At 43.9% G+C, this 17128-nt stretch carries 15 protein-coding genes and 1 other annotated feature; of the genes, 6 read left to right on the top strand and 9 right to left on the bottom strand.

What is annotated here, in order from left to right:
* Positions 1 to 4: 4 nt before the first annotated feature.
* Positions 5 to 1657, bottom strand: a complete 1653-nt coding sequence (locus ACTW1R_RS04750; protein ID WP_270290839.1) for a peptide ABC transporter substrate-binding protein — start codon at positions 1655 to 1657, stop codon at positions 5 to 7.
* A gap of 561 nt (positions 1658 to 2218) precedes the next feature.
* Between ACTW1R_RS04750 and ACTW1R_RS04745 the strand changes: the two genes are divergently transcribed.
* Positions 2219 to 2671 carry a DIP1984 family protein gene (locus ACTW1R_RS04745; RefSeq protein WP_005225396.1) on the top strand — a complete coding sequence of 151 codons (453 nt, stop codon included), beginning with the start codon at positions 2219 to 2221 and terminating at the stop codon, positions 2669 to 2671.
* A gap of 236 nt (positions 2672 to 2907) precedes the next feature.
* On the opposite strand, the gene ACTW1R_RS04740 is transcribed toward ACTW1R_RS04745, so the two are convergent.
* The 4 genes from ACTW1R_RS04740 to ACTW1R_RS04725 form a co-directional block, all read right to left on the bottom strand.
* Positions 2908 to 3624: an NADPH-dependent F420 reductase gene (locus tag ACTW1R_RS04740; protein WP_271814439.1), complete on the bottom strand. Its 717-nt coding sequence runs from the start codon at positions 3622 to 3624 to the stop codon at positions 2908 to 2910.
* The gene (locus ACTW1R_RS04735) at positions 3617 to 4678 is read right to left on the bottom strand and encodes an LLM class flavin-dependent oxidoreductase (protein WP_087627089.1); all 1062 of its coding nucleotides are present in this window, start codon (positions 4676 to 4678) and stop codon (positions 3617 to 3619) included. Before ACTW1R_RS04735 ends, ACTW1R_RS04740 begins: the two co-directional genes overlap by 8 nt.
* Before the next feature lie 151 nt (positions 4679 to 4829).
* Positions 4830 to 5192, bottom strand: coding sequence for a TIGR02328 family protein (locus tag ACTW1R_RS04730; protein ID WP_270290837.1), 363 nt, complete (start codon positions 5190 to 5192; stop codon positions 4830 to 4832).
* Between the two features lie 14 nt (positions 5193 to 5206).
* Positions 5207 to 6175 carry an NADP-dependent oxidoreductase gene (locus tag ACTW1R_RS04725; RefSeq protein ID WP_015509211.1) on the bottom strand — a complete coding sequence of 323 codons (969 nt, stop codon included), beginning with the start codon at positions 6173 to 6175 and terminating at the stop codon, positions 5207 to 5209.
* 267 nt (positions 6176 to 6442) lie between these two features.
* On the opposite strand from ACTW1R_RS04725, the gene ACTW1R_RS04720 reads away from it, so the two are divergent.
* On the top strand, positions 6443 to 7522 hold the full coding sequence (locus tag ACTW1R_RS04720; RefSeq protein WP_156235949.1) for an ABC transporter substrate-binding protein: 1080 nt from the start codon (positions 6443 to 6445) through the stop codon (positions 7520 to 7522).
* Positions 7523 to 9127 carry an amidohydrolase gene (locus ACTW1R_RS04715; RefSeq protein ID WP_156235952.1) on the top strand — a complete coding sequence of 535 codons (1605 nt, stop codon included), beginning with the start codon at positions 7523 to 7525 and terminating at the stop codon, positions 9125 to 9127.
* 117 nt (positions 9128 to 9244) lie between these two features.
* Here the strand turns inward: ACTW1R_RS04715 and ACTW1R_RS04710 are convergent, their stop codons facing one another.
* The 3 genes from ACTW1R_RS04710 to ACTW1R_RS04700 are packed head-to-tail and all read right to left on the bottom strand — an operon-like array spanning position 9245 to position 13422.
* Entirely contained in the window at positions 9245 to 10675 is a 1431-nt protein-coding gene (locus tag ACTW1R_RS04710; protein WP_156235955.1) for a glycoside hydrolase family 1 protein, read from the bottom strand.
* Between the two features lie 28 nt (positions 10676 to 10703).
* Positions 10704 to 12575: a beta-glucoside-specific PTS transporter subunit IIABC gene (locus ACTW1R_RS04705; RefSeq protein WP_156235958.1), complete on the bottom strand. Its 1872-nt coding sequence runs from the start codon at positions 12573 to 12575 to the stop codon at positions 10704 to 10706.
* The gene (locus tag ACTW1R_RS04700; protein ID WP_074534926.1) at positions 12565 to 13422 is read right to left on the bottom strand and encodes a PRD domain-containing protein; all 858 of its coding nucleotides are present in this window, start codon (positions 13420 to 13422) and stop codon (positions 12565 to 12567) included. The genes ACTW1R_RS04705 and ACTW1R_RS04700 overlap by 11 nt, the downstream gene beginning before the upstream one ends.
* Before the next feature lie 719 nt (positions 13423 to 14141).
* Between ACTW1R_RS04700 and ACTW1R_RS04695 the strand changes: the two genes are divergently transcribed.
* Positions 14142 to 14288 carry a hypothetical protein gene (locus ACTW1R_RS04695; protein WP_005234527.1) on the top strand — a complete coding sequence of 49 codons (147 nt, stop codon included), beginning with the start codon at positions 14142 to 14144 and terminating at the stop codon, positions 14286 to 14288.
* Positions 14289 to 14506: 218 nt separating this feature from the next.
* A complete protein-coding gene (locus tag ACTW1R_RS04690) occupies positions 14507 to 15091 on the top strand; it encodes an SOS response-associated peptidase (RefSeq protein ID WP_005225388.1) in 585 nt (194 codons plus the stop codon).
* Positions 15092 to 15172: 81 nt separating this feature from the next.
* Here ACTW1R_RS04690 and ACTW1R_RS04685 read toward each other — a convergent pair whose 3' ends face one another.
* Positions 15173 to 15778: a short chain dehydrogenase gene (locus ACTW1R_RS04685; protein ID WP_221693167.1), complete on the bottom strand. Its 606-nt coding sequence runs from the start codon at positions 15776 to 15778 to the stop codon at positions 15173 to 15175.
* A gap of 201 nt (positions 15779 to 15979) precedes the next feature.
* Positions 15980 to 16212, top strand: a binding site (T-box leader).
* A gap of 49 nt (positions 16213 to 16261) precedes the next feature.
* On the opposite strand from ACTW1R_RS04685, the gene ACTW1R_RS04680 reads away from it, so the two are divergent.
* Positions 16262 to 17101, top strand: a complete 840-nt coding sequence (locus ACTW1R_RS04680) for a MetQ/NlpA family ABC transporter substrate-binding protein (RefSeq protein ID WP_489927471.1) — start codon at positions 16262 to 16264, stop codon at positions 17099 to 17101.
* Positions 17102 to 17128: the final 27 nt, after the last annotated feature.

Raw genomic sequence — 17128 nt, 5'->3', positions numbered from 1 at the left:
CCCCTTATTCACTAACATAGGCGGTGCGGAAAAAGAAATGCGCACCATAAGCTGGGAATTGAATGTCTTTAACATTTGATTTGATCAAATAATTTGAAGCACTTTGGTAAAGAGGGACTTGCGCAGCATCTTGTTCCAACAAAATTTCTTCTGCCGCTTTGTAATCTTCAAAATATTGATCGGGGTCGTTGGCATGAACGGTGCGCGCATCTTCCGTCAACGCCGTATATTCTTCATTGATATAGCCGCCGTAGTTAAAGGAAGCGCCGTTTTTGTATAAGATAAAGAACATATCCATGTCACTGCTTCCAGCGATCCAGCCAGAAACGGAAAGCTCATAATCACTATTTGCTCTTGATTGATTCAAGCTGGCACGTGGCTGTTTGTTGATGGAGATCGACAAGCCTGGCAAGTTTTCTTGCAGTTGGCTTTGCAAGTACTCCCCGATTTTTTGACCATTGTCATCATCTGTCACTAATAAACGCAGCGTCGTACTTTCGCCAATTTCCGCTTGGGCTTTTTCCCACTCTTCCTTGGCAGCCTCTAAATCATACAGATTATAATCACCGCTATATGCTCGAAAATCTTCGCCAGTATTTGGATTCGCTGCTAAGCCGGTAGGGATCAATCCATTTAAAACTTTCGCTCCATCGTTCAACACATTATCCACGAGACTTTCTTTGTCGATCGCCAACGCGATCGCTTTACGCACATGAACATTTGCTAAAGCATCGTTGGCGGTTTTATTGAAGTCTAAGAAAAAGTTCGCCACATCGTTTTGCGTAACTAGCTCTTCATTGTCCCCGTATTGTTGAACATAGATTCCGCTGATTTTTTGCAAATCCAGGTCGCCGCTTTCAAACAATTGGATCCCCGTATTTTCTTCTTTGATGGTGGAGCCTTTGATTTCCTCCAATTGAACGACATCAGCATCGTAGTATTGGTCGTTTTTCACTAGCGTCCACTCGTCTCCTGTCTGTTGCCAATCGGTTAAAGTAAAGGGACCAGAATACAACAAATCTTCACTTGTCCGGGCATAGGTCTCGCCTTTTTCTTCAACAAAGGCTTGATTTTGCGGTGCCAACCAACCGATGGAAATCAAGGATAAAAAGGAAGGCTGCGGCTGCTCCAACTGCACGATAAAGGTCGCGTCATCTGGGGTTTCCAGACCAATCGTTTCTACCTCTGCATTGCCTTCACGAATGTCTTTACTATTGACTACATTATCCAACAAATAGGCATTTGGTCCCATCGTTGCTGGATCAACTAACTTTTTCCACGCATAAGCAAAGTCAGCCGAAGTGATCGCTTCGCCATTGCTCCACTTCGCATCGTCTCGCAAAGTAAAGGTATAGGTTTTGCCATCTTCACTGATTTCGACTCCTTCTGCCAAGCCTGGAACTGGTTCACTGTTTTCATCGAAACGATAAAGCCCTTCGAATAAATGTTGTACGATGGTAAACGTTGCTTTATCCGTCGTTTGGGTCGTATCGAGAGTCGTCAGCTCAGCTGGTAGACTCACCGCAATCGCTTGATTCGGCGCACCGTTAGTTTCAGCCTCTGATCCCTCGGTATTTCCTGTTGTCGTGCAGCCAGAAAGGGTCAACCCAATCACTCCTGCTGCAACCAATAAACGCTTCTTCCAGATCATTTTCATTCTTCCTCCTATGTGATTGCGCAACCAACGCAAGTGTTTTTCATGACAGCAAAAAACGCATTCAACGATAAAAAGAAAAAACCTCATCCCTTTGCTTATCAACTTTGACAAACAAAGGGACGAGATTTTCGTGTTACCACCCTTTTTCGCACCATTCTCACAAATGGCACCTCAACAGTACGCTAAGATACTTGGCACGGTAACGGCTGCTTTCCGTCTGATTTGCGTGAACAAATCAGATCACTCAGAGCTCATCTTCACTTTTTTTCTGCTGCCCTTTCTCACCATCCGGGTTCTCTTCTAACAGATTCCAAAGCTACTCTTCTCTTCATCGTCTTTCTTTTTATCTAAAAAACAGGTAAATGACGTTTTTTTGTCTATTTCATGATTGTTTTAAAGTATACTATTGGTGTTTTTGGAAGTCAACAAGAATTGCGAATATTCAGTTTTTTATGATTTTTCTATCAGAGCTTGTTTTGCGTCTTGCTTGCCTTTCGTCACGTTCTTCTCTAGGATAAGAACTAGATAAGCCTTCTCATTTGTAAAAAGGAGTGTGCCAAAATGAAATTAGCAGAAGCGTTACTTTTAAGACGAGATTTGAACAATCGTCTGTTTCAATTGCGCAACGAAATCTCTAGCAGTGTGTTAGTCCAAGAAGGCGATACCTTGGATCGCAGTATCACAGAATTGTTCAAGGAATACGATGAGATCAATCAACAGTATTCAGAATTAGTCGTAGCCATCAATCGGAAAAATGCGACTGCCTCTTTAGCAGATAGTGCGTTATTACTGATGGAAGCACTAGAACAGCGAGAACAGCTGCGCCGCAAGCATGCACTGCTTACGCAAGCACTGGATGAAACCAAAGCAGCTCCACGAATGGGTCGCAACGAAATTCGACTGGTGCGCACGATCGATACAAAAACGCTAACGGAGCAATTAAATGCGACCGCCAAACAGCTGCGAGAATTAGATGGAAAGATCCAACAAACCAACTGGCTGGTCGATCTTTAACAAACATGGGTGGGTGTCAAAGGCGAGCACAAAGCAGGTACAGGCTGATATGTACACTATGGATCGTCTGGCAGAGACGTAAACGTAACAACCACTGCTTACGAATCACAATCGTAACAATCACATTGTATTTTTTAGCGACCACGTGCTGATTTGACTGGATGGGAAAAACCCTCTTCTTTTTTTGAGAAGAGGGTTGTTTTTATCGTATCCAGCCGTACTTTGAGGCGGCTCTTTTACTGCGGAGCCTGTTCCTTTTTACGCACAGCGGAAGGTCGCGCCAGAAATGCTTGCCCTTTCTCACTGCTCCAAAACGCCTTCATCAATGCCGTCAATCCCTCTTTGGTTTGATTGGCACCAAAGAAAGGACTGCCGGGTTCTAACATGATGCCATTAGCTAAAGCACCGATAGGAAAGGGATCAAAGCTGAAGGCAGCAACGATTTCTGCTGTCTGATCAAGGGCGGTTTGGTCATCACCAGCAATGGCGATGGCTTTTTTGGCAGTTCCTTGAGCAGCCGTTCTCGTCAGCAAAGATTCCTCTTGGATATCGTGGTACCCCATATGATTGAATCCTTTGACTACTTTGCTTTGGGAAAAATAGCGTTGCACACGTTCCGAAGAAGTCTGCTCGATGGATGAGTATTCTGTTTCTTTGCCATCGACTTCCCACCAATAATTCATGGCATCGATCACTAGCTTGCCAGCCAAAGCTTCTGCTGGCAGCTGTTGGTACTTACTCAATGGGATTGCCAAAATGATCGTTTGGGCTTCTGTCATCACTTCAGCGGCATTTTTTGCGATCGCTCCCGGAGCCAACACAGAAACGGACAAGGCGATTTTTTCTGCTGGCTTCGTACTGGCGATCAAGACCCGATAGCCCGCCTTGGCACCAAGATTTGCGAGCGCTAAGCCTAACTTGCCTGCGCCTAAAATACCGATGGTTTTAGGCATTGCTATCACCTGCTGCCAACAATTCTTTCACCCGTGGAATCACTTTGGTTCCATACAATTCAATCGTTTTGAAACGGTCTTTTTGCAGCTGTCCGCCAGTACCGTAAACCAGATCAAAGCGTTCTACACCGACTTGCGGCATCATACGGGCGATTTTTTGCGCCACGGTTTCTGGACTGCCTACATAGTAAGATCCATGTTCGACTTCAAAGTCAAAGCGCTCTTTGCTCATGGCTGGCCAGCCGCGATCAAGACCGATTTTGTCCATGCTCTTTTTGATGTAGTTCCAGCCGATTTCATAGGCTTCTTCGTCGGTGTCGGCGATCACACCATGGGAGTGCATGCCGATTGGCAGAATCGGTTGCCCCAATTGCTGCGCTGCCTTTTTATACAGATCAACATAGGGCGCAAAACGAGCAGGTTCGCCACCGATGATCGCTAACATAACGGGAAATCCATAACGGACGGCACGAATGATCGATTCAGGGGTTCCACCAACACCTACATAGGTATCTAATTGGTGTCCCTCGATTTTTGGAAAAACGTCGGCATTTTTTAAGGATTGCGTGAACTTGCCTTCCCAAGTTAATGGTTTGCCTTTTCTCAGTTCACTAAACATCGCTGTTTTTTCTTCAAATAGTTCTTCATAATCTTGCAAGTCATAGCCGAATAGAGGGAATGATTCAGTAAAAGATCCTCGTCCCAGCATGATTTGTGCACGACCGTTCGACAACGCGTCAACGGTCGCAAACCGTTCGTAGACCCGCACGGGATCATCCGAACTCAAGACAGTTACACCGGTACCTAATTTGATGGTTTTGGTAACCATCGCTAACGCCGCTAGTACCGTATCAGGACTTGAGATCGAATATTCTTCCCGATGGTGCTCCCCTAAGGCAATGACATCGATGCCGACTTCATCGGCTAATTTTCCTTCTGCCACGATATTGCGCAACGATTCGCTGTAACTGATCCGTTCTTTCGTTGTATCATCAAAGGCTAGATCGCCAAACGTATCTAACCCAAATTCAAGATTTCTGTGATTGATGGTCATTTTCTTTTCCTCATTTCTCATTACTGATTCTCTGTTCTCACTATAACAAGGAACAAAAAAAGTTGCGAACAATATGCTTACTTTTTGTAAGTTATCGATTTTAAAGCAAAAAACACTTTCCCGAACAAAAATTCAGGAAAGTGTTTGGTCTTTAAAGATAGATCCCTTTACTATGGAGATTCACTAAGCATTCTTCCAAGTATGCTTCATCATGTTCTGGATAGATCGGCGTAGTCAAAGGAACAGCTTGAACGGAGAGTTCCAGCGGCAGATTTTTGCCACGATACGCTGGATCGTACCATTCAGGTGCTGGCCGATAGCCTCGATAGGTCATTTCATCCAGCACTAACTGATGGTATTGAAACAATTTATAGGGCGGATGGGTAAAAACGTAATCGACGGTTGCGTGCTTCTTGCCCCAGCCTAGCCCCCGCAAGGCTGCTGCTTCACGATGCTGGCCTAACAGCTGCTGCCGAGGCAAAGCAGGTATCAGCGCTTCATGCCATAAGCGCATCGGTTCAGCCTCCTTTATTCTGCGTCTTGGCTGATGAAATTGTCTTGGTTTTCAATAACGATCTTGCCGACTGCATGGTGTGTCTCACTCAATGCGTGGGCATCGTAAATTCCTTGTGCTGTCAATGGGAAGGTTGCACCGATGATACTGTTGACTTTTTCTGCTTCGATCAGCTCTGTCAATTCTGCCAATTGTTTGCCGTTGGTTCGTAACCAAATTGCTTTGGCGAAGATGTCTTTTTCTTTTGCCAAGTCTTCGTCTTCAATACTCAAAATCGAGATCAGACGGCCCTTAGGTTTTAAGACAGTGAAACTTTTCTTCTGGGTGTCGCCCCCCATCGTATCAAAGACCAAATCGATGTCTTGCAAGACTTCTTCAAAATCTGTCGTATGGTAATCGATGATCTCATCGGCACCAAGTTTTTGCAATAACTCATGGTTACGAGGACTAGCCGTCGTGATGACGTAAGCGCCAGCTGCTTTTGCTAGTTGGATCGCATAGGTACCAACTCCGCCTGCTCCGGCATGGATCAAGACTTTTTCCCCTTCTTTTAAACGACCGTGTTCAAACAACGCTTGGTAAGCAGTCAAACCAGCTAATGGCACTGCAGCTGCTTCTGCGTAGTTTTGGTTTTCTGGTTTGATCGCTGCTAACTCAGCATCCACGATGGCGTAATCAGCATACGTCCCAAAACGAGTCGTTTCAGGGCGGGCATAGATCGCATCACCAACTTTGAATTCTGTCACGTCAGCACCTATTTCTACGATATCCCCTGCGACATCCCAACCTAAAATAATTGGGAAGTCCCACGGAAACATTTGTTTTAAATAGCCTTCTCTTAATTTCCAATCGATCGGGTTGATGGACGTTGCGGCAACTTTGACTAATAATTGATTTGCTTTTAATTCTGGTAATTGGACCGTTGCTTCTTTTAATTGGTCTTTTCCACCATAGGCTTCAATAACGACAGCACGTGTTTCCATTGATGCTTCACTCCTTACATTCATTCTTCATCAAAGAGAGGTTCCTGTTTTTCCATCCCTTGATTTCTCACTTCCCTAGCTTAGGCAAAAGGAGGGAATTTGACAAATGATATGTTTGGAAATTGCCCCAGCCACCTGGCCGTTCCTCTTTCAAAGCCTTGAAAGAAACGGGTTTATTTTTTCTTCATTTTTTTATTGCCTTTTCTTTAAAAATCAATTACGCTACTCAAGAAATACGAAATTGTAGAGAAAGAAGGAATTGATGAATTGAAAAGGTTGTGGGTATTTTTTGGCGGTGTGATCGGCATCACCGCGTTGCTGTTTTTAGGTGCTTCGGTGTTAACGAAAGAATCGGGGGCAGCAACGTCGTCTGACAAAAATACAGTGATTATTTACAATTGGGGCGAATATATTGACCCCGAATTGATCAAAACATTCGAAACTGAGACTGGTTACTCAGTGATTTATAATACATTTGACTCCAACGAAGCGATGGAAACCAAAATCAAACAAGGCGGCTCGCGCTATGATTTGGTTTTCCCTAGCGAATCGATCATTCCGAAAATGATCGAAGAAGGACTGTTAGTGCCTTTAGACCATCAGAAATTGACGGGAACGGAAGATCTTTCGCCTTTTTTGATGGATCAAGCCTTTGATCCTAACAATACCTACTCGATCCCCTATTTTTGGGGCACGATCGGAATCATGGCAAATACTGAAGAAGTTGATGTTTCTTCGATCCATGGCTGGAGTGATTTATGGGACCCTGCATTTAAAAATGATGTATTGATGGTGGATGGTGCTCGCGAAACCTTAGGAATCGCGTTACAGACGCTCGGTCTTTCCCAAAATGAAAAAGACCCGACCAAGGTCACCAAAGCCTTGAAGAAGCTGGAAAGTATCCGTCCCAATGTCAAAGCAGTTTTGACCGACGAGATCAAAACCTTGATGATCAACAACGATGCCCCTTTAGGAATCGGATATTCGGGCGATGCCGCTTATGTGATGGCGGAAAATCCTGCCGTCACCTATATCGTTCCCAATGACGGCGGTGCGATTTGGACAGACAATTTTGCGATCCCGAAAACCGTTGGCAATCTTGAGGGAGCCTACGCCTTCATCAATTTTATGCTGCGACCAGAAAATGCCGCACAAAATGCCGAATACGTGGGCTACGCCACGCCGAGTGAAACGGCCAAAGCTATGCTGCCAGTAGAACTGACTGCTGACAAGGCTTTCTACCCTGAGCCAAGTGCGATGGAACAAATGGAACATTATGAATACTTAGGAAAAGAAGCGGTTGAGCTTTACAACGATCTTTTCCTTGAATGGAAGTTGGGATTATAATTGTCACTTTTACTAAAATCTGAACACATCTTTGATACCAAAACAAAAACGACTTTTGCGGGCTTTCTCCTGATAGAAGACCAGAAAATCACGGCTGTGGGTCCTCTTTCAGCGCTGCCAACATTTGCTGAAGACACCCAGGTCATTGATCTCAAAGAACAAATGATCATTCCAGGCTTTATTGATGCTCATGTTCATTTTTATCTTTCCGCATTACTCCATCAAGGGGCACTGACCCATCTTACGGGAGTGACAGAAGAAGCCGTTGCCCAGCAAGTGCCCGCCTTGCCCATCACCCATGGATGGAAAATCGGCATCGGCTGGTTCAGCAGTGATTTCGGTCAGCAAGTCTACCCGACGAAAGATTCGATCGACAACTATTGTGCCGACACGCCTGTCATGCTGATTTCAGGTGATGCCCACAGTATTTGGTTGAATAGCCAAGGGATCGCTGCTTTAGGGATCACACCTGAGAACTTACCAGCAGGGATCAGCGGGGAGGCACTGCTTGACGAAAACAGCGGACAATTAAGCGGCTGCTTTTTAGAAGCGATCGCCATTCATTATTTAGCAAAGGTCTTACAGTCATTTCAGGCACAAAGCCCTGCTGCCTTTCTGACCTATATGAAGCAGCTCAATCAATACGGCATTACGACGATCGGTGATGTTGCCTTGACAGGAGAAAGCTGGGACGATTTGGTCTACCCCACTCTTTATCGGCAAACAGAAGCAGAAGCGACCTTGCGCGCTGTTTTTTATCCAGCCATGCGAGAAGACATCACGCAACTGAAAGAAACTTACCGTACTTATCGCTCCGAAAAAGTACAAATGGGCGGCGTCAAACAATTTTTTGATGGCGTGACGAGTACGCACACGGCTTTTTTAAAAGAGGAATATGAAACACCGTATTTTGCTGGTGATGTCGGGATGCCCTTGATCGATGTTCAACGGATGCGCCGCTTTATTTTACAAGCCAACCAGCAAGACTGGCCGATGCGCATCCATACCATCGGTGATGAAGCGATTCGACAAGCACTCCTCTTTTATCAAGAAAGTGCTGCTGCTCACCCGCTTTCTAAAGGCAAAGCCAATACCTTGGAACACTTGGAAGTGATGGATGCCGCTGATCTGCCACTAGTTCGCCAAGAACAACTGGTACTCTCCGTACAGCCTAGCCATTTATTAGTCGGTTATGAGACCCTCGATGAAGAAGTAGGACCTCAGCGTGCCAGTCAAATGTTTCCTTTTCAGTCCTTTCTAGAGCAAGGCGCAACCTTGGCTTTTGGGACTGATACGCCAGTCGTGATCGACGTGACCCCTTTAGACTCGCTGTATTATGCGGTTGCTCGGCAGGAAAAAAACGGCCAGCCAGCAGGCGGATTGATGCCTCAAGAAAAAATCTCCATCGCCGATGCCCTCTATGCCCACACCGCAGGCGCCGCCAAAGCCTTGAGTCGGCAAGATATCGGTCGTTTAGAAGTTGGCTGTTTAGCCGATCTTTGTATTTTGTCCCAAAACATCTTGCCTTTGACTGCCGAAGAATTGCTTCAAACGACTGTTGAAGCGACGGTATTTGATGGGCGATTTGTTTATTGGCGTAATTGACATGAACCACCGATAGGGACCACGCGTGAGCTACGCGTGGTTTTTATTTTGTACGCGCTGAAATTGATGCGCAAAAAAACTCCAGCACTTGTTCACCGCAAGTACTGGAGTATTTAATCATAAGCCGTTTTGTTCAATCACTTTTTGATACCAATAGAAACTGTCTTTTTTCTTTCTATCTAAAGTCCCTGTCCCGTCGTCATATTTATCCACAAAAATGATCCCATACCTTTTTTTCATTTCTCCTGTAGAAGCACTGACAATATCGACGGCACTCCAAATCGTGTAACCAATCAACTCGACACCATCATCGATGGCTTTCTCCATTTCAGCAATATGCTTTTCTAAATAATTGATGCGATAATCATCATGAATCTGTCCATCTTCAGCAACAGTTTCTGAAACCCCGATCCCATTTTCCACGATCATTAATGGCAGTTGGTAGCGATCATAAATATCGTTCAACGCAATTCTCAATCCTACTGGATCAATCATCGCATTCCATTCCGTCTGCTCTAGATAAGGATTATTTACGCCAGAGCCGCCAATCATGCTGTGTCCATTTTTGGTAACTTTCTCATCTGCAGAGACACAAAGTGTAAGATAGTAACTAAACGTGTAGTAATCCACTGTTCCCTTAGCTAGGATCGCTTGATCTTCTGGTGCAAACTCGATTGTAAAGCCATGATCAGCAAAATATTTCTTTGCATAATAAGGATATTTCCCTGTGACCTGCACATCGCCACAAAACTTCGAGTGCATATTTTCTTCTTGTTTGGCTAGTAATACATCATTTGGATGGCTGGTATAAGGATAGCGTGGCATATAAGAAATCATACAGCCGATTTTCAGATCTGGATAGTGTTCATGTCCGTAAGCGACAACCTTTGCACTGGCAACAAATTGATGATGCAGGGCTTGGTATCGTTGCTGTAGATTATCCGGCTGATTGATAAATTCAGATTCACCAACTTGCAGTCCCAGTGATAAAAAGTTTCCGATACTTAAAGTGGCCGTGTTGATTTCATTAAAAGTGATCCAATAGTTTACTTTTTCGTGATAGCGTTCAAACAACACCGCCGCATATCTCGCATAAAAGTCGATCACTTCACGACTCGCCCAACCATTGTATTCTTGGCTCAAATATGCGGGAACATCAAAATGAGCAATGGTTACAATTGGTTCGATCCCGTACTTCCGACACTCGTCAAACACACGATCATAAAAGGCCAGTCCTTCTTCATTCGGTTCAGCGTCGTTGCCCTTGGGAAAAATCCGTGTCCAGTTGATAGACATGCGGAAAGCTTTAAATCCAGCTTCTGCAAACAATGCAATATCTTCTTGATAATGATGATAAAAATCAGTTGCTTCGTGGCTCGGATACAACAACTCTTCTTCAATTTTCGCTGTGATTTTCCGAGAAGTCGTATGGCTGCCACCACTGATCAAGTCAGCACAAGCGAGCCCTTTTCCACCCTCATTATAGCCGCCTTCATATTGGTTTGCCGCCGAAGCGCCGCCCCATAAAAAATGTTTTGGGAAACTCATTGCTGTCATCCTTTCTTCTTTCAAATGGTTAAAAAATGGCTAATAACTGATCGCCAGCTTGAATTTCTTGATGTTGGGCAAGTGCCACAACATCTAAGAAGTCTGCCGTATTAGTAACAGTGATCATAACGGTATCTTCATACCCTGCCTGAGCGATTTTTTCTGAATCAAAATGCAATAACGTTTCTCCCACTGTGATTAGATCACCTTCATTGACTAGTCGTTCAAAGGCACTTCCTTGCATATTCACCGTATCGATACCGATATGGATCAGTAGTTCAATCCCCTCGGTACTGGTAAGACCAATCGCATGATTTCCTGCAAAAACGGCAGAAACCTGTCCCGTAAATGGTGCTATCACCTGTTGATCGTGTGGCTTAACTGCAATTCCTTTACCTAATGCCAATGAAGCAAACGCCTGATCATTGGTTTCTGTCAATGGAACAGCAGTCCCTTTTAAAGGTGATAATACAATTTTTTCAATCGCTGGTTGTTCTTTCTTCGTTTCAGAAGAAACATCAGTTGCTTCGGGTGTCGCATCTTGCGCTCCAGATTTTACTGCTTGTGGCTGATTATTGTTAGGAAAATCTGCATCTTTGACCATGAGCCAAGTGTAGGCAAAGGCAATCGCAAAAGTAATCAACGAGCCGATCAGCGCATGAAACACACTGCTGTATGATGGAAGCGCCACAAATGAAGCAATGACTACTGGCGTATTGATTTTCATCAAACCGAAATAAAGTCCCCCAGCAGCACCCCCAAGGATCATTCCGACAATCGGTTTTTTCAGACGTAAGGTTACTCCGTATAAAGCAGGTTCAGATACACCCATCAGGGCAGTAATTGCTGATGAAAAACTCACTTGTTTAAATTCCGTATCCTTAGCTTTGATTCCAGCCGCTAAACAAATCGCTGCTTCGGCAGCCAATCCAAGCAACATACCAGGGACGATCAAATCATCATACCCGTAAGTCGCCAGAGAAGTTAATAAAATAGGGGTCAACGTCGTGTGCATGCCCGTCATTACTAGCAATTGAGCAAAGGCACCCATAAACAAGACCGCTAACGGACCAAAATTGTTTGTTAAGTAGTTCAAAAACTGTGACACATAGTTACCGATCGTCACACCTAATGGTCCGATTAGTAATAGAGCCAGCGGTGTAATCACGATGATGGCGATCAAAGGACGTAGAATAAATTTGACACTGTTCGGTAAAATCCGATCGGCGAACCGATAAACATAAGACATAACCCAGACACTTAATAAGACTGGCAAAACGGAGGCATTGTAGCTCACATTCGGTACGAGTAACCCAAATAATGAGATTCCTCCTTCTTGGCTAAGAAGGGCCGTCAATCCAGGCATCACAAAAATCGCTCCGACGTAGCTTCCTAAGAAAGGATCAATTTTTAATCGTTTGGCCACAGAATTTCCTAAATAAACGGGAATGAAAAAGAAGGCTGCTTGCGATACTTGATACAATACGAGATACGTATCATCAGTTGCTGCTAAAATGCCTGATAACTCCAACAGTGAAAGGACCACTTGCAGCATTCCTCCAGCTGCAATGATTGCAATCATCGGTGTAAAACAACCTGCGATAAAGTCAAGGAGTCGTGAGATGATCGATTGATCGTTGTTGCTTTGATCAGCCGTCGCTTCTGTCGTCGGAAGTTGAGCGTATACACTCGATACATCCGGCCCAATAATCACTTGGTATTGACCATTTCCCTGAACGAGTCCAGTCACTCCTTTTAATTGTTTAATTGCTTCACTGTCAGCTTTTTTGTCGTCGGCCAGCGTGAAACGCAGTCTTGTTGCACAGTGGGTCACGTGCTGGATATTTTTACCACCGCCGACATTTTCATAAATTTCATTGGCTAGTTGTTTATAGTCCATTGTTTTTCTCCCTTTCTCCTTGTTCCGTCAATTTCTGGATATGGAGTGATAGATAGATTTCTTCATTTTCTGAGATATTGATATCATACGTATTTTTGATATAAACCTTGATTTTTTCCACACAGTGAAATGCTTGCGGATACATCTTTTCAATTTGTGCATAGAGCGTCGACGCTTCATAGCTGGGAAGTGTATGATTGATCACATTTTGTGCGAAATAGTGCAGATGCGTGACAAAGCGAGAATAATGGAAACTATTCTCATCAAAATTTTGTTTGTACTCATACTTTACGATCGTCAGTACGTCTTCTATAAACTTCGCGATTTGATTGGTAACCGCCATATCCTTCTTTTGTGATTGGACATTTACAAAATGCAATGCGATGGAGATCGCTTCTTCTGTTGGTACATCGATCGCTAGTTCTTGCTCCATAAGCTGGACAGCATACACCCCAATGGCATATTCATCGGGATAAAATCGCCGAATATCCCATTGCAAAGGACTATGAAAAGTCATTTGCTGCTTGATCCGATGAACAGTGAAATCAATATGATCCAGCAAAGTCAAATAAATATAGTCGCTGACTGCTAAGCGATAATTCTGTTTGGCATAAGCCACGATTTTAGCAACGATCGCTACGTATTTCGGATCGCATTTTCCTAATTGATAGCTAAAATGTTCCAGCATTGCATGGGTATCCAATACAAAAATCTTTTCAAAATCTTGTTCTTCTACATCATCTCCTACCTTCTTATTGAAGCTGATGCCTGTAGAAAATCCGATAATTTCATTGCTGCCTTTCTTTAGTAAGACAACATTATTATTTAAAAACTTCTTTATTTTCATGATTTCCTCCACCTTAAAAACACTAAAAAACCTCATACTCCACCCTTGGTGGAATATGAGGTTTGCCTTCTTACAGTAACACGCCTCTTGGTCACAGCACTTCTGTAACCGTTATCTAATTACATCGGTATCATAGCACTTCAAAAAAAACTTGTCAATCGCTTCCTTAAAATTTTTCACACGATCGGTTAAGCCCCCGTTAAGCTTCTCACAAAAGCTGCCTTTGTCAGACGGACATTTCAAGAACAACTTTTGCTTTTTTATTCCCCAAAAACCAGCAACTTGCCAACACAATAAACAACAAGCTTCGTGCTTATATAGCGCTTGAGTCATCGTTTCTTCTACAAATCATTTTTTGAGGGGAAAATGTATAAATAACACGCAAAAAACGAAAGTAGCTTCTATTCTTTACTTTTGACACATATCTTAGTTATTCCTCGATTGGTCTATTTGTTGAAATGTCAAAACAAAATAGCTTTCATTCTTTGTCCTTCTCTGCTGGAAAGGAAGTAGCAGAAATTTTATACGTTTACGTTCCTTCGTCTTTCCTTCAAATGCGCATTGGTCTATTCCACCCCTTACTTTCTCCTTCAATCGTTTCTTAAACCTTTGAATAAATTCTTAATAAAATAACTAACAAAAAATAAACTTTTACTATATCCCTTGAATGTAAGCGGTAAATTTGTTATTATTACCAAGGATAAGGAGGTGTTTATCTATTGTATGCGATTAAAATCTTTCATGGTTATCTAACCGCCGAAGGAAAAAGAACACGGGACAAAACAATTGCATTGACCTATACTTGCAGAGAAGATGCTGAACGTTTCGCAAATAAAATCGGCGGGAGAGTTAAAAAAATTGGCTAACCAACTAGAATAAAAAAGGCTGTCAACCTCAGTAGGTGACTGCCTTTTTTTGTTATCTGATTTCCAGAAAATCAAGCGATACTTCTGACTTTTTACATATGTTCAAGATCCTTTTCTTGTTAAATCGAGAAGTGAAGCAAGTTAGTTGGTTTTGACGCCTTGAGTCTTTATACTGAAACAAAGGCACCAGCCAATCCAAAAAAAGGAGTGACCCGTCCATGTGCGGCCGATACTTATTTGACCCAACAACTGGCGAATTGTCAGAATATTATCAAGAAGCCGCGGCGAAAGCCCGCAAGCGCCAACAGACTGTCGCTGTCAATGATGTTTTCCCTTCCAATCATGTCGTAACCATCGGTGCAAATCAACAACAACAAGTTGTAGCTGGTGTGACAAGATGGGGCTTTACCGGCTTTAAAAAAGGGCATTTGATGATCAATGCCCGTTCTGAGACCGTTGAAGAAAAACCGACTTTTCGCAAACCTTTCCAAGAGCATCGCTGTGTCTTTCCGATGTCTGGTTTCTATGAATGGAATCATGAAAAGGAAAAGTTTCTCTTTTCGCAAGATCACGTGATTTATGCCGCTGGTTTTTATCGCATCCTTCAAAAAGAGGATCAAATCGAAACCGAATCAATCATTCTAACGACTGCCGCGAACGATTCTGTTGAACCAGTCCATGATCGAATGCCTCTGTTCTTAGAAAAAGAAGCGATTGCTTCTTGGATCAATGACTTGGCTTTTGCTCGCCAACAACTCAAAGCAGAAATGCCCAAGCTGAAAACTCAATTGCTCTCTTCTTAACTGCTTGCTGCTTCTTTTTCAGCAGAACAAAAACCGCCAAGTCAGCTTTGATTTGGCGGTTTTTCCAATTTCTGCTTTTTCTTAATAAACGGTGAAGGTTTTGCCAGTCATGATCCCAAAGACTGCTTTTTGATACGCTGCAAAAACGGGTGCGTCACCAACGGGAATAAAGCCTTTGAAAGAATCTGCGAAGGTTTCCCAAGAGCCCACAAGCGCATTGGGACTGACTGCATTGATTCGTATCCCATGACCGATCTCAAAAGCTGCCGATGCCACGAAGGCTTCCAAACCGCCGTTGACCAGTGCTGAAGGCGTGCCCATTGGGATAAATTCGTCTTTGATAATTCCAGAAGTCAGTGTGATACTGCCGCCTTCATTGAGAAAATGCTGGCCAATCAACGCAAGGTTGACTTGTCCTTGCAGCTTCGAAGCCACCGACTGTTGAATATCTGCTGGCGTCAATTCCTCAAAGGGTTTAAACACTGTGCTTCCCGCAGCGGAAACAATGGCATCCACTTTCCCAGTAGCTGCAAATAGCTGGCTGACACTGTCTGCATCCGCAATTTCGACTTGATGATCGCCGCTGCTACGGCTAGCCGTGATCAGCTCCACCTCTGGTAGCTGCTGAAAGCCTTCAACTAAAAGCTGGCCAAGTGTGCCGGTATGTCCAATCAAAAGTAATTTCATTTCCTCGCCTCTTTTTTTGTTTTGTGCTTCGATTCTAACCCAACCAAGCGATTTCGACCATTCATCTGCTTTTCCTGCCTTATTGATCTATTCTTACCCTTCCCCATTTGTTCCCCTACTACCTGCGTAGTGATTGGAATCACCTATCACGAAAGCAATTGACAACTTTCTCATCTTGTTCTAAGATACTACTAATTTCATACACATGCAGTGAGAAGAAGAGTACGATCCCCCCCTTTCTTTCAAGAGAGCTCGGAACTGGTGGAAACGAGTAAGGAAGACGATCCGAAGATGACCTTTGAGCATTCGTGGACGAACAATCCCCGACGGAGAAAGCCCGATAGCGCAATGCAGTTTATTTGATGAACTGACTGAGGTTTTTTGTTTCAACAAAAAACAAATGAAGGTGGTACCGCGAAATGATCGTCCTTCCCAAAGAATTGTCTTTGGGAAGGTTTTTTTTATAAAAAAGGAGGAAGAGGTATGAAACGAAGGATTCGATTAGGTATGGGCATTGGTCTGTTGTCCTTGGTCTTATTTACGGGCTGTGGCAACCAAGAAGAAGTGACCGGAAATGCCGAAGAGCAGCAGACAGAAATCAGAGTTGGCACGACACCAGGACCTTACAGCGAACTGTTTCTTCAGGGAATCAAACCGATTTTAGAAGAAGCAGGCTATACCGTGACTGATATTGGCTTTACTGGGGTGTTGGAAGCAGACATTGCACTGAACGATGGCGAAATCGACTTAAACGTCGATCAGCATACCGCCTATTTAGAGAACTTTAATGAAAATACGGGTGCCGATTTGGTGGGTATCACACCGATCCCTACCGTTCCAGCTGGCTTGTATCCTGGCAGAAAGGACAATTTAGCAGCGATTGAAGCAAACGATACCATCGGGATTCCCAATGATCCGTCAAATAGCGCCCGTGCCCTGTTGCTGCTGCAAAAAGCTGGCTGGATCGAACTTGACCCCGAAGTGTCGCCCATTGACGCGACGTTAAGAACCATTACTGACAATCCTTATAACCTGGATATCGTCGAGATGGATTCTGCGCAAATCCCCCGCAGCTTAGCAGACTTAGACTATGCGGTGATTCCCGGCAGCATCGTTTATAGTGCTGGAATTGCTGCAGAGGAAAGCTTATTAAGTGAAGACATTTTGCAAGAGTATGAACTGGTGGCAACGGTCAAAGAAGCCAACCAAGACAGTGATTGGGCACAGGCAGTGGTGGCAGCATATCGTTCTGAAGCCTTTAAAGAACTGCTGGCAGAAGAGAATCAAACGGGTTATTGGTTTATTCCTGAGGAAGTGCAATGACCGCTTGAAAAGTAGCAATAAGCAGCA

Source organism: Enterococcus sp. R12 (assembly GCF_058135755.1).
The sequence above is the reverse complement of the archived record's forward strand: the minus strand, read 5'-3'. Positions and strand labels throughout refer to the sequence as shown.

What these genes read in the sequence shown, in the direction of transcription:
- ACTW1R_RS04745 (WP_005225396.1), top strand. Translation starts at nt 2,219, where the DNA reads ATGAAATTAGCAGAAGCGTTACTTTTAAGACGAGATTTGAACAATCGT.
- ACTW1R_RS04750 (WP_270290839.1), bottom strand. Translation starts at nt 1,657, where the DNA reads ATGAAAATGATCTGGAAGAAGCGTTTATTGGTTGCAGCAGGAGTGATT.
- ACTW1R_RS04705 (WP_156235958.1), bottom strand. Translation starts at nt 12,575, where the DNA reads ATGGACTATAAACAACTAGCCAATGAAATTTATGAAAATGTCGGCGGT.
- ACTW1R_RS04730 (WP_270290837.1), bottom strand. Translation starts at nt 5,192, where the DNA reads ATGCGCTTATGGCATGAAGCGCTGATACCTGCTTTGCCTCGGCAGCAG.
- ACTW1R_RS04735 (WP_087627089.1), bottom strand. Translation starts at nt 4,678, where the DNA reads ATGACCATCAATCACAGAAATCTTGAATTTGGGTTAGATACGTTTGGC.
- ACTW1R_RS04740 (WP_271814439.1), bottom strand. Translation starts at nt 3,624, where the DNA reads ATGCCTAAAACCATCGGTATTTTAGGCGCAGGCAAGTTAGGCTTAGCG.
- ACTW1R_RS04700 (WP_074534926.1), bottom strand. Translation starts at nt 13,422, where the DNA reads ATGAAAATAAAGAAGTTTTTAAATAATAATGTTGTCTTACTAAAGAAA.
- ACTW1R_RS04725 (WP_015509211.1), bottom strand. Translation starts at nt 6,175, where the DNA reads ATGGAAACACGTGCTGTCGTTATTGAAGCCTATGGTGGAAAAGACCAA.
- ACTW1R_RS04685 (WP_221693167.1), bottom strand. Translation starts at nt 15,778, where the DNA reads ATGAAATTACTTTTGATTGGACATACCGGCACACTTGGCCAGCTTTTA.
- ACTW1R_RS04680 (WP_489927471.1), top strand. Translation starts at nt 16,262, where the DNA reads ATGAAACGAAGGATTCGATTAGGTATGGGCATTGGTCTGTTGTCCTTG.
- ACTW1R_RS04690 (WP_005225388.1), top strand. Translation starts at nt 14,507, where the DNA reads ATGTGCGGCCGATACTTATTTGACCCAACAACTGGCGAATTGTCAGAA.
- ACTW1R_RS04710 (WP_156235955.1), bottom strand. Translation starts at nt 10,675, where the DNA reads ATGAGTTTCCCAAAACATTTTTTATGGGGCGGCGCTTCGGCGGCAAAC.